The following is a 19,729-nucleotide window of genomic DNA, read 5'->3' as shown; positions in this document are numbered from 1 at the left end:
ATTGAGAGAAGAGGGAAAAAATAGTAAATTGGAGCAAAATAAAAAATAATAGAAAAACAATGGAAGAAAGAGCGAGCAGATACAGATATCCAATGGTGATAATAGGACATGCAGTTTGGTTGTACCACAGATTTAATTTGAGTTATAGAGACGTAGCAGAAGAGTTGTTATAAAGGGGTATAGAAGTAAGCCATGAAACGATAAGAGCATGGTGTATTAAATTTGGAAAAAGGTTTTTAGATATAATCAAGAAGAAGTAGAGGAAAGCAAAGGATAAATGGCATTTGGATGAGATGAGCATTAAAATTAACGGTAAATATTTTATTTTGTGGAGAGCTGTAGATGAAGATGGATATGAGATAGATGTCTTCCTACAGACCAGACGTAATAAAAAGTCTGCGATAAGGTTTTTATCAAGATTATTACAATCAAATCCAGTACCCAGAGTAATCGTGACAGATAAATTAAAAAGCTATACCAAACCTATAAAAGAAATGTGCCCTAAAACAGAGCATAGGCGCCATAAAGGATTAAATAATAGGGTTGAAAATGCACACCAACCAACACGCAGGAAAGAGAAATGCCTAATAAAATTCAAATCTCCTTCTGGGGTACAGCAAACTCTTTCTTTGATGGGAAAAATAAGGAACATATTTTCAGTAGATGTGGGCAGGTATATTAACAGTTCTAGCAAGCAAAAAGAAATGTTTTTCGAAGCTAAATCTATTTGGGATCACGCCGCTCAATCCATAGCTGCTGCATAATTTTAAAAAGATGCTCTGTCACGCCCTTACCTCCATTAACTTGACGGTGCCATAGCAAGTAAACCGGTTTAGTTTTAGTTACTATAACAAGCTGCAGTTAAAGAGTAAATAAAATTTTTATTTTTTTTGTAACTTAATTCCATACAAAAAATAATTGTTTTTTGTATACGATTTTACCTATTTTTTAGAGTCCTTTTCTTCATGATTATTTTTGCCATTTTCACTAGGGTTTTTTGTATGCTTCATTTTAATTAATAAGCCTATCTGTATAATGCTTTATGCTTATATATCTATAGAATTCCCAATTATGCTTTAATTCTTCTTCATTACGAAAGCAATGATAATAAATTTTGCAGTTTTTATTTAATTTTATTGGCAACTCTATTTTTAGAGGATACTTATATTCTTCTAACATGACATAATACTTATTTTCATCACGATTAATTAAACATATATCACCTGGGCTCATACTGTCTATTTCGTTTACTAAATCAAAATTATTCGAATTGAATACTGCAATGTTACTAGCTTTAATGCATTTTAATGGAATAATTATTGACGGCATGTAATCTTCTATAATGCCCTTTTTTTTACATAAAACTACTAATTCATTTAACATTACAATACCCTTTTTTACAAAGCAAAGAGGGTCCTTATTTCTCTTTAAGAAATAGTCTAAATCTATATCAACTGATTTAGATTTTTTTATTTCTGGTTGTATTTTATTAAACCAGTCTTCTATGTTATTAAATTTAATCATTTGGTAATTTCCATCCATTTTTTTGTAACCATAATCTTTGTTTTTTTGTTAGTTTTATAAATCCTTCTCTCCATGTCCCATCTTTATTTAAAGCAGCACCGTTATTAAAATGAACATGTGTTTTTTGTCCTTTTATAAAAGGATTAGCTTTATCGACCCTTTTTATTTCTTTAGGAGCTTGTCCTTTTTTTATTTCTTGATTAAGTTGATTAGTAGATTTTTCATTATTTAGGTTTTCTTCTTCATCAGGATCGAAGTCATCATCAGGATCAGGTGCTCCTGATGAGGCTACTGCTGTTCCTGGCTCTTGCTGAGTTTGCTGCTTATCTTTAGAAATATCATCATTGCTATCTTTGTAAGATTCTTCATTAAGCTTATCTGTTGTAATTTTAATTCCAAGCCAAGCTGCAGCTCCTATTGAAATTTCCAGAACAGCTTTTACGCATGCAGAACTTGTCGCACAGCTTCTTATTGCCTGACCAATTCCCATCGCCGCTAATGGCAATGCTGCTGGTCTAATCACTGGATTTTCTGACATATACTTCGATACTGCTGCATATGCTGTATCAATTGCGCCATTTCTATCTAATACCAAATTATTACTTTCTAAGTGATGTGCTAATCTAATAATTGATAATTTTTTATATATATCACCATTGAGTTCTGGATATTTTTCTAAAATTTTTTGATCTATTTCTGATAATTCATCTAGAGTATTTTTTCTTGCATATTTATTATTTGTAAATACTTGATCCTTGGGATTAAATTTAGTTTTCTCATCTTGTGTGATGCTTTCTTTATTTGGCAATATATTACCTAATGCTTCCCCAACCTCACCAACTGCATCCATAAAGCTAGTTGCAATATTCTCAAAGAACTTTCCAGATTTTAGATTTTCTATTGCCTTCTTCTTTGTTTCTTCATTTAAAGAGCTAAACTTAGCTCTTATTGTTTCTATTTTATAATTATAATCAAAGCTACTTGTCTTACTTACATCTCTATTTGCTTTTTCTATTTCACATACTTTATTAACTTCACTTTCTGTACATTTGACTTCTCCTTTTCCTATTGTCGCAAATGTATATCCATCCCCATCTCTTCCGCCAATCACAACTCCGTATTTACTTATCTTTCCATCGCTTCCTTTGTTTTCAGTTATATAATTAATACTTGCTCCAAGAGTATGCCCCTCATCACTATCGTATACATGCTTCACAAATAACTCTCCTACAGTAAGTATCAAATTACCCACATCTTTGTAATTCCCTTCTTCATCTACTTCAGCATTTGCTATCATTGCTCCATTTAACTCTAGCGCATGTGCTACTATTATATTTGTATCTTCTTGTCCAACTAACCTTGTTAACTTACTTACTACATTTCTCTTACCACTACTTACTTCAAATGATCCACCATAGTTCTTAGATACACTATTACCCCATCCTTTTGATAATCCAAAGCTCCTACCACTGCTTTCTTCTAGCTCTTTTACTGATTCCAATATTAAACTCTCAAAGCTTGCTTCAAGTGATTTTGCTTCTATAAATGTACCTTTGATATCCGCATGTCCCTTTACTTTTAACTCTAATCTATTTGTTACATATATTTCTGCATGAATAGGAACTATCTCGTCACTATTTAGCTTTCCTGTATTGCCACCTACATTTGAACCTACAGTTCCACTCATTCCAACTTGGATATTTATTCCACCGCCTTGTGATCTTCTATGTTCTTCGTTATTTGCTGTATTTGTAGTTAGCTTATTTGTATTAAAATATGCATCATATGCTTTGATCTGTGTTGATTTTAATCTCAACTCCTCACTTGTGCTTTCATATGTGCCTTCTTTTAATTTTCCATCTTCTTCTTTTCCTACTTCTATTGTTGTAAACTTAACTGTTCTTTTATCTAACTCATTACTGCTTTCTGAATAACTTGCAGATAACCATACTCCACCTTGGAATAATCCTCCACCTGCTGCTATACCCATTAATGTATTATATGCATCCCATGCTGCAAATGCTGTATTAATCGCTCCTTCTTTCCCACCTTGCCTAATACTTTTATCTACACTCTTACCACTTTCTATAAGTCCTGCTATACTATTTTGTATCCCTAACTTCAATCCTAAAAACCCTTCTACTTTCCTTTGGCTATGTGTCTTAGTATCATATACCACATCATGTATTTCTAGTTTAGATCTTGTTGTTAACTTTTCCTCTGCTTTTATATACGCTCCTTCTGTATAAATAGTTTCATCTGTATCTAGTGTTATAAAATGCCCTACTAAACTTGAGACCCTATGTATTGCTTCCGCACTCGTCTCTCTACTTTTACTCACCTTAATCCCAAGCCCTACACTTTGCTCTCTTGAATTTGATGTAAATGCAAAGCCTATTCCTTTTTTATCTACAGCCGCATAACTAAAATCTAATTCTGGTGCTGCCACTAACTTTATCCCTTTTGGTGCTTTTATTTCTATCGTCTCAGCCTCTACCTTACTTGCCAACTGTAACCATCCGCCACTTCCATAGCCTATAAATGTGGCACATTTTCCATCCATAGTTTTAACCACATTTTTCTCATCTTCTAACCCCTTACAGTCGTTATTAATTTGAATTATTGTAGGAACTATCTCCTCAGATACTGATTTGCCAACATATTTTTTGCTTCTTATTACATAATCACTTTCTCCCCACTCTTCTTTTAGCAGTATATTCTTACCAGGTAATAAGCTTATTAATCCAACAATATCATCTTTTCCAGTCTTAATCTCCATTGAGCTTGTTGTTATGATCGCTGCCCTTATTGCTGTATCTTCTAATGACCCAAATACTACTTTCTTAGCTGCACTTATAAAAGGTCTTATAATATTCGTAATGCTACTATATGAATATGTTTCACTACTAAACACGAACCAACTATCATCTTCATATCTCTCACTTATATACTTATTCGCAACTGCTTCTATTACATTCTTCCCAAGCTTTGCTTCTAACTCAAATTCTCCTTCTGTTTTAATTATTGGTGAGTATAAGTAATTTCCATTTTGACTTACTATCTTTATATCTCCACTTGCCATTATCCTAGCAAGTTCATATTCTAAACTCTCACTTCTACTATACCCATCACCCCATGAATAATATAATTTATTATATATTGCAGCTGGTATAACTATTACCTTATCTCCTGATTCTATTGCAATGGTATTAGCTTTTATCTCTCCACCTTTTACACCAATATTTCCTTTAGAATTTACTTTAAAGCTTCCACTCAAATCTACTGCTGGACTATTCATTGGCACATAGCTTACTTTATGCGAGTTACTACTATATTGTTCAATCACCTTCACAAGCATTTCCATTATAAAGCTACCTCTAGCCTCGACATTTAAACTACCACTTCCCTTAATTTGATTTAGCTGATAAATATTCCTTGCTTCTATAAATGTATCTCCTATTGAATCTATCAATCCACCATTAAATACATCTTCATCTATAATTAATGTTGTATCCTTAAGTGCTATCGTTGCACTACTATAACCATCCTTAAGTATCTCTTCTGTTACATACAATCTTAAAGACCATGCTTCAATTTCATTTATATTTTCTTTTACTGGCCACAGTATTGCATCCACAAGCTCACTTTGTTGCCATCTTGTTAATTCTATGCCTGGTATTAACCCTAAATCCCTTTTAGCTGTGACTGCATTCTTAAGCAATTGATCAAACTCTTCATCATCATTCTTCTTATGATTCCATATATATGCTTTACCTAACTTATCAAAGATTGCTCTTTTTAATACCTCATGTTCATAATCAGGGTCTGCTAGTATTTGTATAATATCACCTGTACTATATCCCAATTCCTTCAGTAAATAAGCAGTTCCTTTTTGTTTCATTCCTGGAAGCTCAAATATACTTTCAAATATGTAATTGGTTACTAATCCACCACTTGCAACTAACCCAGTCCCATCACCAGCAAGTGCACAACTATCTCCGCAAGACCCATCTCCTATTGCTAATTGATTTGGTGTATTTACTTTGTAAATCCCAGGATTATATTGCTCAAAGAAATATCTTAAAAATCTTGCTTCTTGACTGCTTTGACCACCAAAGTTAAATACATTATCCAATCTTATTTCATAACCTTCCTTCCTTAGACTATTCATCATATCAATTGCTGATAGCTTAAACTCTTCTATCTCCTGTGATTTTAAATCATATGGTACCAGTGCATTGCTATTATCCTTAAACTCATCAAGTAGTTTTGACAATTCACTTTTTGCTACTGCATAATTTGAAAGCCCTGCTACCCTAGCTCCTTCTACATCTGTAAATGCTACTGTTGAAGGATAGGTTTTATATATTGTGGTTCCTTTTCTTGTGTTATAAAAATTGTTATTTGTTTGCACATCTTCATTTATATATCTGATCGCTTCTTGACCTCTCAGAATTATTTCTAAAATTGGGTTTTTAAAGAATGCCTCAAATTGACTATTACTTCCTGTGGTTTGTATTATATTGTCATTAAAATATGCTTCCGTACTAGCTTTTATACATTTAAATTTTAAAATAAAATCTGATTGTCTACCCCTTTTTGTTAGATCATCCCCTATATTTCTTAGGTATTTCTCATTAGAGACTGGAACCATGTACTCGTCTCCAGGGTAATATTCCCAATAATAAAACATACTAATATTATGCTCTTCTATTACAAGACTTTTAGCTATGTTTTCTATACTAATTTTTGAGTTATTAACTAACTTTCCTTGAATACTGAATAAACTGCTTTTATTTATAATCTTACCATTTATTGTAACAGAGTTACCTTCTAATCTAATATTCGAATATTTTATATATGATATAGTTTGTATGTCTCTAGTATGAAAGTAAGTTGCTCCTTTATTCTCTGCATCTACTATCATACAATCATATTTTTCTTTTTTATAACCTTCTTCTCTTGCTAAATTATCAATTTTATCAACATTTAATGTTAGTTCTTCTCCTGTGATTGCAATACTTGCCGCATAATTTCTAAGTAAACTTATATTCTTATCGTCATTGCCACCAATATATACTTTACCTCCTAACTTAATCCGTGCATTTTCATTATTATGAATCTCACCCTTTCCTCCCATTTTAATATCAGTTAATTCTTCTCCAATTATTAATGCATGATTAATAAGTGCATCTCTAATATTAAGTTTACCTTCTTTATAATATATCGCTCCACTATTTATTAATTTTGTAATATCTAATTCAATACCATTTACACTACTTATCTTTCCACCTGCTTGATTGATAATAGAATTTGCTATTATTTTAATATTTCCCTTCCCATTAATTACTCCATCCTTTTCATTTTCTACTTTTCCATTTGCCTCAAGCCTTACGGTAAAATCAACTCCACCTTGAATACTGCCACTATTTATTAACTTAGCTCCACTCTCTTTTACCAAAATATTTCCTATTCCATCAGCTCCTATTATTCCTTTATTTGCTAAATATCCTTTTTCTAATTCTAATTTTAAATCCTTCCCTGACCATATATATCCATTATGACTCAAATTACAATTTAGTAAGCTTATTTCTATATTTCCATCTTTACTTATTATTGAGCTTTCTTTATCTAAGGTAATACATTTGCCATTATAAATAAAAGAATCTTGAACCGTAATCTTCCCCATTAGATTAAAATCACGATTTATACTTTTTATAAATACTTCATTACTTACTAGTTCAGATTTTTCATCTAAATCTAACTGAGTTTCTTCTATATTTAATTTGCCTACTACATTATTTCCTTTTAGCTTAACCACCCCTTTATTAATCAGAACACTATCTAACCTTATATCTTTTATCAATCCTGTATTATCTTCTGAATCAGTAGATGTAATGACTAGTTCTTCTATGTTTTCACTAGTTGTATTAATTAATTTGTAATCTCCAAGGTTTAATTTTAATTTTCCTTTATTCTCTAATCTTATAGTTCCTTTTATTTCAACATTCTCTTCTATAAAATCGAGTAGAGAGATCCATTGCTGAATCTCCCTCTCACACCACCGTACAAGCGATGTCGCATACGGCGGTTTCAGATTTGTGTTTAACAAAAGATGTATACATGGAAAATAGGTTGTTCCTCTCAAAATACTTTAAATTGAGAGCCTGGTGAGCAGCATGAGATAGAGATTTTCTCCACCAACCTTTTCTAGAGCAAGCAAGTGACCAGCTAGATCGCTGAGATACACCATGAGCAGTTAGAAAAGTTTTGATCGAGAATTTTCTTTTACGCTGTTTTATCCTGTAAGAACGAAGACGCCTTCTAATCCAACCGTCCAGATGCCACAGAGGCTTTGGAAAGTCGGAACACTTAAAATAGTGAAACCAGCCTCTCGTAGCTTGATTTAACTCTCTGATTATTGTATCAAATTTAACACCTCTACTTCTTTTGGTGATAAGGCGAACCTTATCTTTGAAGAGAGATATAGATTCTCTAGCAATAATAGCAGAGCCATCTGTTAACAATGTAAATCCAAGGAATTTACGGTCTTGAACAGAGCTAGTAGCACTTTTAGTAAGATTAACTTTAAGTTTGAGCTTACTGTTAAGAAACTTCGTTATAGATGTAAGTACTCTCTGTGCAGCATTCTTAGAAGTAACATAAATGTTACAATCATCAGCGTATCTGACGAAAGAGTGCTTACGTAAATGAAGCTCTCTATCAAGTTCATGAAGCAAGATATTGCTTAGAAGAGGGGAGAGCGGTCCACCCTGTGGGGTCCCTAGGTCTCTCTTGCTCATTAAGCCATTTTGCATCATGCCTGCGTTTAAGAACGATCTAATCAGCTTTAAGAGCTTCTTATCAGAGATAGAGCGTGCAATTAGAGACATTAAAATGTCATGATTGACGTTATCAAAGAAAGCTTCTATGTCCATATCCACCACCCATGATTTACCAGACTTTACAAATTCTTTAGCTTTGGACATAGCGCCTTGCGCAGAACGCTTAGGTCTAAATCCATAGCTATTGTCCGAAAAGTGTGGATCAAACAAAGGTGATAAAACTTGAACTATAGCTTGCTGCACCATTCTATCAATTACTGTAGGTATGCCAAGCAAACGGGTTTTACCATTAGGCTTGGGTATTTGTACTCCTCTAACACAGGAAGGAGTATATTTACCGTTGATAACTGAAGATTGGAGCTCTTGGATAATCTCATCTAAGGACTCTTGTACTTCATTGATAGTTCTTTTATCGATACCAGGTGCACCTTTATTGCGTTTTACTGCTTTAAAGGCACTTTTGAGATTTGCAGTTTTAACTACATCCCCAATTACATCTTTTGCAAGGTCCTGGGGTATTCTAATTGCTGAAGTTACTCTATGCGCCTCATGATCAACAGCTCCAGTACTGCCTTCACTATTTGATCCGTGGATGGTATTGCTATCTTTTGCTACCATATAACTCCAAAATTAAAATTCCAGTACCTAACAAATCTAATTCAGGCCTTCCTCAAGAGAGGTACCGATTCTCTTAAGTACTATGCCTTCTGCTGACTCCTTTTATCCTGTCCTCTACTATTGCTAGCAAAGTAGCTTATACTCAAGCTAGATAAAAGGCCTCCCGGGGTAAGATGCAAGACCTCCATAAGGCTGAACTTGGTTTACCGCTATACACTTCCGCATAGAGGCGGGCTATTCCAGTTAATGCTAGGTTGCCCAGTTATAACGGCCTACTACCAAGTTTCTGTTCGTTTCAGCCTTACTTTGCCGTCAGCTTCCTTCAGCCAACTCCTCACGAAGTTAACCTTGCCTCAGCTAATGGACCGCTCTATCTCAGCCCATAAGGGACTTGAACCCTTTGCTCTTACCTCATGCCCGGCGCACATTCAGATTAGATGCTTATCTCTTTGGCTTAAAATCTCATGACGACATTATCTAAGCTAAGGCCTTTTTTAAACAACGCGATTGCTACAATTTTTTGTTTTACGCTATACTTCTCTATTCTGTCATTTATTGTAAAATGACAGCCGCAACTTTTACATTTATACCTTTGTTTCCCGTTCACTTTCCCAGATCTGTAATAATTACTTTCTCTGCATTTGCAACATATTATTTCTGACATATACTAACCTTATTTGTATTAGTATTATTGTACATATCATAGCAGCTTTCTCAATTGTATGCTATGTTTGCTTAGCAATACAGAATATAATGAGGCAATAGAGGAAAGGTTAGATGCAATATTTGATTCCTTCGATCTAAATAACAATGTTAGAGAAGAAGAGGATTTAGTTAATATACTTAAGTTTTGCAAGGATTTTAATCTTAATATCAAATCACAAACTGATGAGGAGTTATTAGACGCCATAGAGATAATAAATGAGCTAATAAAAGTTCATAGTTGTAAAGCCATAGTAGAAATAACGCTAAAAGAATTAATTAAAATTAAACTGGTATACCAGACATTTGGTAAAGGATTAGCAGATTTAAATTTGAATAATATAGAAAGCATAAGTAAATTGTCATTTGAGGTAATTTCATCGCTCCAAGAGGTAACTCAAGAAGAGCTTAAGGAGTTTTGTGATTTTATCAGAGAATTAGGTGTTAACTTTCAGAGTGTTAGCCAAAGATAGATATAAAATTGCCCTGCTCACTTAGGAAATTATTGTTATCCTCAAAATGTACCCAGAGCTTAATCGTAAGATCGACAACTTCTTCAGATTTTGAAACTACCTTTGTTTTTCTGGTCATTCTTGCAATTCTGTGCCTTGTGTTTGAGTTATTGGACTCAATTGAGAGTGTATGTTGTTTGCCAACAACATGTTGATGGCGAGGTATAACCTCTGAATAAACAGACCAATCGTCTGTGTAATAAGTGCAATTATCTCTACTTATGATTTTCCACAATTTTCTAAAGGTTGTAACGTTACGCTTACCAACCACCCAGGCAACAACTCTCTTGAGCTCCCTACTATAGGCTTTCCATATCCATAATTTGTTTTTTTTGAATCTACAAAATGCCACATCTCATCTATTTCAACTTCTCTCAATTCTTCCGGCACTGTTGGTCTTGGTATCTTTTTAGCATACAGTATTATCCACTTATATACGCTAGTATGAGCTACTTTAAATAATTTCCCTAGCCATCTAAAGCTACTTTTTCTCATGCTGTACAATAACACTGCCAGAGCCTTCATCTCTGGCGAACAGCCTCTTAATTTAGTGCTTGTAAAATTACATCCACACTCTTTGCATTTATACCTTTGCATACCCCTAATATTACCATTCTTAACGTATTTACTGCTACTGCATTTTTTACACTCTGTATTCATATCTCTATTTTCTTTGTTGCTCGCTATATTCATTTTAGCATCTTATCTATCTTATGGCAACACTCCCAAAAATTTAAAGCACAACATTTCTTAGGTCAACAAAACGAAGCAAAAATATCACTACTAATTTTAAATATTATGAAAAGCATTGGGATGCCTAAGACAATCCGTATTGCTTAAAAAATACCGAGAAAACCTACCTACGGTATTTATGCAACAAAGTTCTTATCCCTTTCAACAAATGCGACAGAGCCTAAAATCCTTTAGAAGTGCCGCCAAAACCATTGCAGTAATAGAGCTCTTGCATATGATTAAAAAAGGACAACTTGCTGCCAATGATCATTATAATTCTGTCTTTGATAAATTTCTTTCACTAGCTGCTTAATGGAATAATATATAAATTATTTCAAAACTTTTACTCCTTATTTACAGATGCCACAGAGCCTAGTTGATTTAGTCTGCAATTTTTTGCAAATGGTGTTGATATTATAGTTAGGTAGTGAGATAATACTCTTATCCTTATAGGGTAATGACTAAGTAGGTTAAGCTTCTAAGGTCTTTTAGATGAAAAAGATTATCTTATTAGGAATTGCTTTATACTATCGCTTAGGCTCTTAAATTGGGCTTTGTTTCTGATCTTTGAGTTTGCTGCGATAATGGATCTTATGGAAAATAAAAACAACTGTTCTTTTTGGTTACTGTTATGGGAGAGGTACTGTCGCTAAGGTTAGAGAGTGGGGCTAGTGATCTTAGCTCTTCGACTCTTCTTCTAGTATTGAAAAACACTGGCAATAAAAACTATGTACTGCAGGATGATGTGATAATGAAACCAGGTTTCTTGTGGGATAGGTTTGATGTAAAGAGCTCCAACGGAGCTGTTGTAAAATACATAGGTATGATGGCTAAATATTCTCCACAAAAATTTGTTTTGCAAAGCGGAGAAGAAATCTCTACACAGCTTGATCTTATGAATGCGTATAATATCACAAGAGGGTCTTATGACGTGTGCTACAGTGTTGATGTGCTGTATTTTGAAGATGGTGGAGCTGTAAATATTTTTCAAAATGACACTATGTACTACCATGAGAGCTTATCTGCCTGTTTACAAAACATAACTTTTTTCGATGAATAATATGAGTATAACTGCCGAAATAAGTAATCCTCGCGACTCTTCTTCCTTTACCTTTATAGTTGGAGATCCTGTTTCGCTTTCAGTAAAGATTCAGAACAACTCGGATAAGGAATGCACAATTCTCAATCCTGTTTTGGGTAAGGAAGGCGATATGCTTGCCAGAGATGCGTTCTTTGTTACAGCTCTATATTCTAATGGAGCTCATAAATTTCACGCGAATTACCACGGTATAACTGCGCATATTGTGAATAACATGGTTTCGATTCATCCTGGCGGAACCTTAAACTTTAATGTTTCACTTGCAAAGGAATATCTTCTTCCCTCGCTGGGTCACTATAATGTGACTTATATCGTATCACCTTGCTATTTCCCTGAAGGAAGCTTTGCTATGCTTGAAGTTAAGAGTCCTATCATAGTTCTGGAAAGCGGTATGGACTCTAAACAACAAGCGCACTTCACTTGGCTTCTTCTAGAACTTACTGATGCTTCTAGATCTTCACCTCTCTTTAAGATGACCCCAGCAGAGAAGGTTAATTTCTCATTTTTAGACAAGTATCAGAAAAACGCGAATGACGCTCAAATGAATCAGATGCAAAAAGCGACAGTAAAGGCGCATGAAAATGCGATAGCTTCATTGATCTCTATACGAGAAACTAAGGATGTTTGGAGTTTTACAAAGTGGTGGTTTGGTAGCTGGGACTACACTCATCTATCTAGCCAGGATAAGCATGCATCTAATCTGTTTTGTATGGGCAATGCGGGTGATGTAAGAAATAGCTTAATAAAGGACTATGATAGTATAGAAAAATTTTTATCATCTAATAAACATGTTCATTATGTGTTCGGGCATGATTTTTGCTATGAAAAAGACGGTACTCCAAAATTACATCTTTATGGTTTCGTTCTACACTCTGCGGACGATGAAAAAATATATTTGTGTAATCAATATATAAATGCTCCCACTTATCCTAAGACTAATGCTAGCAATGAGGATTTTAATATTATTAGTGGTCAGACACACGATACGAAGTCTGGAGTCATAGTGCATGAAGCTAGTCACAAAGCAGTACACTCTTCTGATCATTTTTATGGCTATGACGTTTGTAAATATTACGCATCAACTCTTAGTTGTGTGTATGGGAGTGGAGATAGAGTTGAGAATGGTGCAAATATGAAGAACGCTGATTGTCTACAGATATATGAAGAACTCAATTGGTTAACTCATGAAGTGGGTCACGTTGCTCAGGGAGGAGAAACTGGTGAGGTGTAAAGGCACTTAGAGACTTTTACACAGGAGTTTAAAATAAATGTCATTGTTAAAGCCCCTGAGGTATGTGATTATTCTCAAGATTCTCAAAGATATTTATATAAATATGATATGTGTTTTGAGATGAATAGTTATGAATATGGAAAGTTTATCAAAGAAACTTTGTTGCATAAATAAAAAGCAAGAAGAAATAGAGTAAGAATAAAAAATAACAGAGTGTTAGCCAAAGATAGATATAAAATTGCCCTGCTCACTTAGGAAATTATTGTTATCCTCAAAATGTACCCAGAGCTTAATCGTAAGATCGACAACTTCTTCAGATTTTGAAACTACCTTTGTTTTTCTGGTCATTCTTGCAATTCTGTGCCTTGTGTTTGAGTTATTGGACTCAATTGAGAGTGTATGTTGTTTGCCAACAACATGTTGATGGCGAGGTATAACCTCTGAATAAACAGACCAATCGTCTGTGTAATAACTGCAATTATCTCTACTTATGATTTTCCACAATTTTCTAAAGGTTGTAACGTTACGCTTACCAACCACCCAGGCAACAACTCTCTTGAGCTCCCTACTATAGGCTTTCCATATCCATAATTTGTTTTTTTTGAATCTACAAAATGCCACATCTCATCTATTTCAACTTCTCTCAATTCTTCCGGCACTGTTGGTCTTGGTATCTTTTTAGCATACAGTATTATCCACTTATATACGCTAGTATGAGCTACTTTAAATAATTTCCCTAGCCATCTAAAGCTACTTTTTTCCATGCTGTACAATAACACTGCCAGAGCCTTCATCTCTGGCGAACAGCCTCTTAATTTAGTGCTTGTAAAATTACATCCACACTCTTTGCATTTATACCTTTGCATACCCCTAATATTACCATTCTTAACGTATTTACTGCTACTGCATTTTTTACACTCTGTATTCATATCTCTATTTTCTTTGTTGCTCGCTATATTCATTTTAGCATCTTATCTATCTTATGGCAACACTCCCAAAAATAAAATAGCCTGAAGAAAAATAGAAGAAAATTCTAGATAATGTCGTCATGAGATTTTAAGCCAAAGAGATAAGCATCTAATCTGAATTGCGGCAAGAAAAGAAGCTGAATTTTTAGCATATCTGGTTGCAATTCCCCTCCATCTTTTAAGATGAAGAAAGGTGTTTTCTACAATATGCCTTATTTTGTATAAATCTTTATCGTATTTTCTCTGGGTGATTCTGTTCTTTTTAGGAGGAATAACAACTCTCATGCCCAATTCTTGGGCATGGTCAATTATGTAATTAGCATCGTACCCTCTGTCGGCTAGTAAGTACTCAGCTTTCATCTCTTCAATAAGATTAACAGCCTGCTTGCAATCAGCTTCTGAGCCTTTTGTGATAATAACTTTGAGTGGCATACCATGTGAATCCACGGCAAGGTGAATCTTTGTATTGAGCCCCCTTTTGTACGACTCATATCTTGATTGCCGCCTTTTGCACCTGAAGCATGTGGATGCACTTTACTATGACTTGCGTCTATCATTAACCATTCCATATCAGGTTCTTTCACAAATATCTCCAATAAAGCCTCCCATATCCTTTTGTCTCTCCATCTGCAAAATCTTTTATGTGTATTTTTCCATCCTCCATATTCTGAAGGCAAATCTCTCCAGGGAGAACCTGTTCTTAATATCCAAAATACTGCGTTAATGAATCTTCTGTTATTATGTGCCAAACCTCCCCACGTACCTTCCCTTCCTGGCAAATGATCCTTTATCAAATCCCACATATTATCTGTTATATCATGCCTATGTAGCCCTAAATCCATTTTTACTCCTGATTTATCTTTTCTTTCATATTATACCACAAATCTCATGACGACACTATCTAGAATGAGGAAAAAAAAGCTGAGAAAAGGTAAGTACAAAGTAGTGAATTGGAGAGCATACAATAAATCACTTGAGAAAAGGGGTGATATCACGATATGGTTTACATAAGAAGGGATAGAAAAATGGTATGAAGAAGAAGAGCGGGATAAAAGCAAAGGGAAGCCGCGTAAATACTCAGATTATGCGATACAAACAGCATACATATTAAGACAGGTGTTCAATTTGAGATTAAGGCAAACAGAGGGGTTTGTAAAAGCAATATTAAAATTGATGAAAGTAGAATTGGAGGTTCCAGATTATACAACAGTATCAAGGAGAATAAGAGAATTAGCAGTAGAATTTATTTTTCAGAAGCCAAAAGGTGCTATTAATATGATCATTGATAGTACAGGTATTAAGGTAGTAGGAGAGCAGGAATGGATAAAGCATAAGCATGAAGGAAGATTTAGGAAAATATGGCGTAAATTACACATTAGTGTAACTGATGATGGGAATATAATAGCTGGAGAAGTTACAACGTTGAGAGAAAGCGATATAGGGGTAGCTCCTAAATGATTTAATCAAACTACTAATAAAGTAGAGTCTGTTGTAGGAGATGGTGGTTACTTTAAGAATAGAATAAAAGCTTCTATGCAAAATCATAAAAACACTGAGGGCGCGAGATTTATAGGGCCTCCTGGTAATGGCCAAATTAACCATGGGAACAGGCTAAAAGTAGAAGAAACATTCTCTAGATATAAACGAATAATAGGTAATAAATTTAAAGCACAACATTTCTTAGGTCAACAAAACGAAGCAAAAATATCACTGCTAATTTTAAATATTATGAAAAGCATTGGGATGCCTAAGACAATCCGTATTGCTTAAAAAATACCGAAAAACCTACCTACGGTATTTATGCAACAAAGTTCCGTTAAAATAGTATAATATGCCCTCCATAAAGAAAAACACAACCTACCGAACAAAGTCTTTCCCGTTCACTTTCCCAGATCTGTAATAATTACTTTCTCTGCATTTGCAACATATTATTTCTGACATATATTAACCTTATTTGTATTATTGTACATATCATAGCAGCTTTCTCAATCGTATGCTATATCTGTTTAGCAATGCTAATTCTTCAGGTTGTTGATCTCGTCAATACTAAGTCCTGTAGACTGAGATATGATCTCAGCAGAAATATTATGAGATAACATGTTTTTTGCTATCTCATAATTTCTTTCTATTTTACCCTTTTTAATACCTTCCTCTCTACCTTCCTCTCTACCTTTTTCGATACCCTTTTCGATACCCCTAAGCTCAGCTTGTTCTGCAAGGCCCTCAAGATAAGCTTCTCTAGCTTTATTATCTCTAGCAATCTTCTCTGAAGCTTCATAGGCACGTAGCTCATCTTTTGTCCAGTGATGTGCTTCTAGCTCATGGTATGCTTTTGTAATTACCTCGTCACTGTTTTTGATTAATTCACCCATATCATCAGGATCATTTGCATACTTGAAAAAGTAACACCATTTATCTTCAAAGCTCTTTAATTCCTCTATCCTTTTATTAAACTTTTTGAGCTCTATGAATGTAAATGAGAAGTCTTTTAGATCTCTTTCATATGTCTTTTTATCCAATGTGTAATGGACTGATTTATACCCCTTCTTCTTTGGAAACATTTCATATTCTGTTATCGCTAAGAATATTACTTCCTTAAGATGATCATAATTATACCCCTCTTCAGCTTGAGATGAATATGCTTTTGCTGCGTAGTATTGAGCTCTTTTCTCAAATCCACCAACTTTTGCTACCTGCATCTCTACTATGTACTGTGTTCCATCCTCTTCTTCGCATAAAACATCAACTACACTCTGTTTCTTTCCTATAAGTTCAGGATGTTGCATTGGATTGAGTAGTCTTACTTTTGTAATTTCTTTCTTCCCTTCTCTTTCTATTACATCGTTTAAGAAATGCATCAAAATATCCTTGTTCTTTTCAGTTCCAAAGATCTTCTTAAATGCTATGTCATTTCTTGGGTTTAAGTATTTTACTATCGTCATAAGAGCCTACTTATATCATCACAATATTACTAGATTCTTCCTTTTTTTGCTACACAAATTAACCAACTATTAGAGTAATCCAGATATTGATCTAACTAGTCCTTTTACCAACTCAGGTTGCGCCTCAGTAAATTTTCCATTTACTTTTTTAGCAACACTTATAATTCTTGTTTGGTATTTTTTCCAATTGGTTTTTTCTTGCCAATCTGATTTTTTATAACCACTTATCCCTTGTTTTAATGATGCATTACTAGTTTCTGATACAATATTATCTGTTGCTTTTTCGCTAATTTGTAAATCTGTTACCATTGAGTATTGTACTACTTCAACAGCCGCATCAAGAATAGCATTTGCAGTTCCTGCTAATAACCCATAACCTAACATATCCCTTCCAGAACCACCAGTTGCTCCAACTATCATTGCTCCTGCTGCCATACCTTCAAATGTAGCGCCATATCCACCAGATAATATTGCAAATGGGTCTTCTAAAGTAGATTTGCCTACCTGTAAAATATTAGCCTGAATCATAATATTGGCATCCTTACTTTTATTTACTACTTTATATCCTTTAGCTTCAATAGCGGATTTAATTTGAGCCTCAATATCAAGACCTTCTTTGTCTGTAGTATTTCTAATTTGAAGAATTACAGTTTTCTTATCATCGTCTATTGGGTCTAAGAAAACAGTGTCCGACATCTTAGTTTGCACCTCTAACTTACCGTGCTTAATCAGTTTTTGCGTCGTACCACAGCCAGTCAGATTAAATACTGCTAAGGATAAAAGAAAAATTATTACATACGATGAGATTTTTTTATTCATTGTTAACTCCATTATTTCATTCCAATTGTTGCTTTGTAAGTTTCTAGCTCTTCTTCCTGTCTTAGCCTCTCATCATTATCCATTTTTCTTAATTTTAAAACTTGTTTTAATATTTTGATATCATATCCTTTTATCTTTGCTTCTGCTAGAGTATCTGTTATTACTTGCGACACAGCTTCTTTTTCTTCTTCAAGCTTTTCTAACTTTGTTATTATTTGCAATAATTCTTCTTTATTGGTCATGAAATTTACCTTAAGCGATTAATCGTTTCTTTTTGCACCAAGTAACTGTAGCAAGAAAACAAATAGATTAATAAAATCCATATAAAGTGTAAGTGAACCATATATAGCAAGTTTAGATGCTACTTGTTCATTCCCTTGATTTTGATAATAAAGCGATTTAATTCTTTGAGTATCGTAAGCAGTAAACAGGGTGAAAACTACTACTCCTATAACAGAGCTAATAAAATAAATAGCTGAACTTTTTAAAAATATATTTACAACACCAGATATAAGTAAACCAACAGCCCCCATCATTAAAAATGATCCCATAGAAGATAAATCACGCTTTGTATTATGACCATATATACCCATAGCACCAAAAGTAGATGCAGTGATAAAAAATACTCTAGCTATAGATTCACCAGTAAAGACTATAAATATTGATGATAAAGATAATCCCATAAGTGCAGCAAATACCATTAAACAGGTCTGCGCTGCAGTTTGGCTCATAGACATTAGTCTACTTCCCATATAAAAAACCATCCCAAGTGGAGCAAATGCTACAACCCATTTTAGACCTGAGCCATGTACTAAATACATAAAATCTTGCGAACTAGCTGCACCCATTGCAATAATTGCAGTTAATGCAAGTGCAAAAGACATATATTGATATACTGAGATTAAATATTTTCTAAGGCCAAAATCGTAGCTATTTCTTCTGGCTTCTGTTTGAGTGTTTATGTAATTTATGGTCATGAGGTGAGGTGTTAATTAATTAAATTTTTATCTGCAAAATCCCAATTTAAGTATCCAACAATTTTTGTTAAATAAGATTTTCTATCGTTCCTGTAATCTATATAATATGCATGCTCCCATAAGTCTATTGTTAAAATTGGGATTAAATCTGATGTTAGTGGATTTTCTGCATTTGAAGTGGTAATTAATCTTAGCTTTTTAGTATTTTTATCCTGTACAAGCCAAAGCCATCCACTACCAAATAATAGCATTCCCTCTTCTACAACTTTGTCATTGAAATTCTCTAGGCTTTTGAAGTCTTGCTTGATTAAAGAAGATATAGTATCTGACATACCACTTTTTATAGCCAAAGAGTTCCAATAGAAATCATGATTCCATATCTGTGCTGCATTATTATATATAGCTTCATCTCCTAGTTTGTGAGACTCTTTGATAATACTCTCTAATACCTTGTTTTTATATTGAGTTGAGGAAATTAAGTTGTTTAGTTTTGTTACATACCCTAGATGATGTTTATCATAATGAAAATCCAATGTTTCCTTTGATAAAGTGGGGGCAAATAAATCTTTCTCATAAGGTAGTGTTTGAGCTTCAATCATTAATTCTTCATTAGCTTTTTGCTCTAATCTTTCAGCTATACTCATAATGTCCTCTTTATGTTTTAATGTTACAGCCCTTTAGGTTCCAAGAAGATAACATTTATCTTTTTAGTATCTGCTCTATAAGTTGAATAATAGGATATTGTTTCTATAAATTCAAT

The 19,729-nt window shown here is 33.9% G+C and carries 20 protein-coding genes and 1 pseudogene; 7 read left to right on the top strand and 14 right to left on the bottom strand.

Annotation, left to right across the window (positions count from 1 at the left end; genetic code table 11):
• Positions 1-278 precede the first annotated feature (278 nt).
• Positions 279-764 (top strand): annotated as a pseudogene (locus Bandiella_RS06955) (IS6 family transposase); the annotation flags it as partial.
• Positions 765-1,011: 247 nt separating this feature from the next.
• Here the strand turns inward: Bandiella_RS06955 and Bandiella_RS06950 are convergent.
• From Bandiella_RS06950 to Bandiella_RS06935, 4 genes are all read right to left on the bottom strand, one after another.
• Positions 1,012-1,542 carry a hypothetical protein gene (locus Bandiella_RS06950; RefSeq protein WP_323733463.1) on the bottom strand — a complete coding sequence of 177 codons (531 nt, stop codon included), beginning with the start codon at positions 1,540-1,542 and terminating at the stop codon, positions 1,012-1,014.
• Positions 1,517-7,636, bottom strand: coding sequence for a hemagglutinin repeat-containing protein (locus Bandiella_RS06945; protein ID WP_323733462.1), 6,120 nt, complete (start codon positions 7,634-7,636; stop codon positions 1,517-1,519). Before Bandiella_RS06945 ends, Bandiella_RS06950 begins: the two co-directional genes overlap by 26 nt.
• The gene (ltrA, locus tag Bandiella_RS06940) at positions 7,581-8,987 is read right to left on the bottom strand and encodes a group II intron reverse transcriptase/maturase (RefSeq protein ID WP_323732406.1); all 1,407 of its coding nucleotides are present in this window, start codon (positions 8,985-8,987) and stop codon (positions 7,581-7,583) included. Before ltrA ends, Bandiella_RS06945 begins: the two co-directional genes overlap by 56 nt.
• A 454-nt stretch (positions 8,988-9,441) precedes the next feature.
• Positions 9,442-9,651, bottom strand: coding sequence for an IS1/IS1595 family N-terminal zinc-binding domain-containing protein (locus tag Bandiella_RS06935; protein ID WP_323733461.1), 210 nt, complete (start codon positions 9,649-9,651; stop codon positions 9,442-9,444).
• Between the two features lie 58 nt (positions 9,652-9,709).
• Here Bandiella_RS06935 and Bandiella_RS06930 point away from each other — a divergent pair, with 58 nt between their 5' ends.
• The gene (locus Bandiella_RS06930) at positions 9,710-10,162 is read left to right on the top strand and encodes a hypothetical protein (RefSeq protein WP_323733460.1); all 453 of its coding nucleotides are present in this window, start codon (positions 9,710-9,712) and stop codon (positions 10,160-10,162) included.
• Here the strand turns inward: Bandiella_RS06930 and Bandiella_RS06925 are convergent.
• Positions 10,149-10,517 (bottom strand): IS1 family transposase, encoded by a 369-nt coding sequence (locus Bandiella_RS06925; protein WP_323733371.1) that lies wholly within the window; start codon positions 10,515-10,517, stop codon positions 10,149-10,151. The genes Bandiella_RS06930 and Bandiella_RS06925 overlap by 14 nt on opposite strands.
• A complete protein-coding gene (locus tag Bandiella_RS06920) occupies positions 10,421-10,894 on the bottom strand; it encodes an IS1/IS1595 family N-terminal zinc-binding domain-containing protein (protein ID WP_323732479.1) in 474 nt (157 codons plus the stop codon). The genes Bandiella_RS06925 and Bandiella_RS06920 overlap by 97 nt, the downstream gene beginning before the upstream one ends.
• A gap of 208 nt (positions 10,895-11,102) precedes the next feature.
• On the opposite strand from Bandiella_RS06920, the gene Bandiella_RS06915 reads away from it, so the two are divergent.
• The 3 genes from Bandiella_RS06915 to Bandiella_RS06905 all read left to right on the top strand — a co-directional run bounded on the left by Bandiella_RS06915 (position 11,103) and on the right by Bandiella_RS06905 (position 13,263).
• A complete protein-coding gene (locus Bandiella_RS06915; RefSeq protein WP_323733459.1) occupies positions 11,103-11,246 on the top strand; it encodes a hypothetical protein in 144 nt (47 codons plus the stop codon).
• Positions 11,247-11,552: 306 nt separating this feature from the next.
• Positions 11,553-11,993 (top strand): hypothetical protein, encoded by a 441-nt coding sequence (locus Bandiella_RS06910; RefSeq protein ID WP_323733458.1) that lies wholly within the window; start codon positions 11,553-11,555, stop codon positions 11,991-11,993.
• The gene (locus Bandiella_RS06905; RefSeq protein WP_323733457.1) at positions 11,986-13,263 is read left to right on the top strand and encodes a M35 family metallo-endopeptidase; all 1,278 of its coding nucleotides are present in this window, start codon (positions 11,986-11,988) and stop codon (positions 13,261-13,263) included. The genes Bandiella_RS06910 and Bandiella_RS06905 overlap by 8 nt, the downstream gene beginning before the upstream one ends.
• Before the next feature lie 216 nt (positions 13,264-13,479).
• Here the strand turns inward: Bandiella_RS06905 and Bandiella_RS06900 are convergent, their stop codons facing one another.
• The 3 genes from Bandiella_RS06900 to Bandiella_RS06890 all read right to left on the bottom strand — a co-directional run bounded on the left by Bandiella_RS06900 (position 13,480) and on the right by Bandiella_RS06890 (position 15,073).
• The gene (locus Bandiella_RS06900) at positions 13,480-13,848 is read right to left on the bottom strand and encodes an IS1 family transposase (RefSeq protein WP_323733367.1); all 369 of its coding nucleotides are present in this window, start codon (positions 13,846-13,848) and stop codon (positions 13,480-13,482) included.
• Positions 13,752-14,225: an IS1/IS1595 family N-terminal zinc-binding domain-containing protein gene (locus Bandiella_RS06895; protein WP_323733088.1), complete on the bottom strand. Its 474-nt coding sequence runs from the start codon at positions 14,223-14,225 to the stop codon at positions 13,752-13,754. Before Bandiella_RS06895 ends, Bandiella_RS06900 begins: the two co-directional genes overlap by 97 nt.
• 84 nt (positions 14,226-14,309) lie before the next feature.
• Positions 14,310-15,073 (bottom strand): IS5 family transposase gene (locus Bandiella_RS06890; protein ID WP_323733338.1). Its coding sequence is split into 2 segments (ribosomal slippage): positions 14,310-14,701 and positions 14,701-15,073, totalling 765 coding nucleotides; the frame shifts between segments, so codons are not numbered across the junction.
• Positions 15,074-15,248: 175 nt separating this feature from the next.
• Here Bandiella_RS06890 and Bandiella_RS06885 point away from each other — a divergent pair.
• Together Bandiella_RS06885 and Bandiella_RS06880 are read left to right on the top strand one after the other, a co-directional pair.
• Positions 15,249-15,689 carry a transposase gene (locus Bandiella_RS06885; protein ID WP_323733476.1) on the top strand — a complete coding sequence of 147 codons (441 nt, stop codon included), beginning with the start codon at positions 15,249-15,251 and terminating at the stop codon, positions 15,687-15,689.
• Between the two features lie 75 nt (positions 15,690-15,764).
• A complete protein-coding gene (locus tag Bandiella_RS06880) occupies positions 15,765-16,001 on the top strand; it encodes a hypothetical protein (protein WP_323733456.1) in 237 nt (78 codons plus the stop codon).
• A 245-nt stretch (positions 16,002-16,246) separates the two neighbouring features.
• Here the strand turns inward: Bandiella_RS06880 and Bandiella_RS06875 are convergent, their stop codons facing one another.
• The 5 genes from Bandiella_RS06875 to Bandiella_RS06855 all read right to left on the bottom strand — a co-directional run bounded on the left by Bandiella_RS06875 (position 16,247) and on the right by Bandiella_RS06855 (position 19,613).
• A complete protein-coding gene (locus tag Bandiella_RS06875) occupies positions 16,247-17,173 on the bottom strand; it encodes an Rpn family recombination-promoting nuclease/putative transposase (RefSeq protein WP_323733336.1) in 927 nt (308 codons plus the stop codon).
• 69 nt (positions 17,174-17,242) lie between these two features.
• Positions 17,243-17,992, bottom strand: a complete 750-nt coding sequence (locus Bandiella_RS06870) for a complement resistance protein TraT (RefSeq protein WP_323732733.1) — start codon at positions 17,990-17,992, stop codon at positions 17,243-17,245.
• Between the two features lie 11 nt (positions 17,993-18,003).
• Positions 18,004-18,234: a GapR family DNA-binding domain-containing protein gene (locus tag Bandiella_RS06865; RefSeq protein WP_236870122.1), complete on the bottom strand. Its 231-nt coding sequence runs from the start codon at positions 18,232-18,234 to the stop codon at positions 18,004-18,006.
• Between the two features lie 18 nt (positions 18,235-18,252).
• Positions 18,253-18,969: a Bax inhibitor-1/YccA family protein gene (locus Bandiella_RS06860; RefSeq protein ID WP_323732732.1), complete on the bottom strand. Its 717-nt coding sequence runs from the start codon at positions 18,967-18,969 to the stop codon at positions 18,253-18,255.
• A gap of 11 nt (positions 18,970-18,980) precedes the next feature.
• Complete coding sequence (locus Bandiella_RS06855) at positions 18,981-19,613, bottom strand: superoxide dismutase (RefSeq protein ID WP_323732731.1); 633 nt, start codon at positions 19,611-19,613, stop codon at positions 18,981-18,983.
• Positions 19,614-19,729: the final 116 nt, after the last annotated feature.

The organism is Candidatus Bandiella woodruffii (genome assembly GCF_034359465.1).
Taxonomy (GTDB): Bacteria; Pseudomonadota; Alphaproteobacteria; order Rickettsiales; family Midichloriaceae; genus NDG2.
Note: the sequence above shows the minus strand (reverse complement) of the source record. Positions and strands in the feature narration are given on the sequence as shown.

What these genes read in the sequence shown, in the direction of transcription:
- Bandiella_RS06915 (WP_323733459.1), top strand. Translation starts at nt 11,103, where the DNA reads ATGCGACAGAGCCTAAAATCCTTTAGAAGTGCCGCCAAAACCATTGCA.
- Bandiella_RS06865 (WP_236870122.1), bottom strand. Translation starts at nt 18,234, where the DNA reads ATGACCAATAAAGAAGAATTATTGCAAATAATAACAAAGTTAGAAAAG.
- ltrA (WP_323732406.1), bottom strand. Translation starts at nt 8,987, where the DNA reads ATGGTAGCAAAAGATAGCAATACCATCCACGGATCAAATAGTGAAGGC.
- Bandiella_RS06880 (WP_323733456.1), top strand. Translation starts at nt 15,765, where the DNA reads ATGCAAAATCATAAAAACACTGAGGGCGCGAGATTTATAGGGCCTCCT.
- Bandiella_RS06875 (WP_323733336.1), bottom strand. Translation starts at nt 17,173, where the DNA reads ATGACGATAGTAAAATACTTAAACCCAAGAAATGACATAGCATTTAAG.
- Bandiella_RS06920 (WP_323732479.1), bottom strand. Translation starts at nt 10,894, where the DNA reads ATGAATATAGCGAGCAACAAAGAAAATAGAGATATGAATACAGAGTGT.
- Bandiella_RS06930 (WP_323733460.1), top strand. Translation starts at nt 9,710, where the DNA reads ATGCTATGTTTGCTTAGCAATACAGAATATAATGAGGCAATAGAGGAA.
- Bandiella_RS06905 (WP_323733457.1), top strand. Translation starts at nt 11,986, where the DNA reads ATGAATAATATGAGTATAACTGCCGAAATAAGTAATCCTCGCGACTCT.
- Bandiella_RS06855 (WP_323732731.1), bottom strand. Translation starts at nt 19,613, where the DNA reads ATGAGTATAGCTGAAAGATTAGAGCAAAAAGCTAATGAAGAATTAATG.
- Bandiella_RS06870 (WP_323732733.1), bottom strand. Translation starts at nt 17,992, where the DNA reads ATGAATAAAAAAATCTCATCGTATGTAATAATTTTTCTTTTATCCTTA.
- Bandiella_RS06950 (WP_323733463.1), bottom strand. Translation starts at nt 1,542, where the DNA reads ATGGATGGAAATTACCAAATGATTAAATTTAATAACATAGAAGACTGG.
- Bandiella_RS06895 (WP_323733088.1), bottom strand. Translation starts at nt 14,225, where the DNA reads ATGAATATAGCGAGCAACAAAGAAAATAGAGATATGAATACAGAGTGT.
- Bandiella_RS06860 (WP_323732732.1), bottom strand. Translation starts at nt 18,969, where the DNA reads ATGACCATAAATTACATAAACACTCAAACAGAAGCCAGAAGAAATAGC.
- Bandiella_RS06935 (WP_323733461.1), bottom strand. Translation starts at nt 9,651, where the DNA reads ATGTCAGAAATAATATGTTGCAAATGCAGAGAAAGTAATTATTACAGA.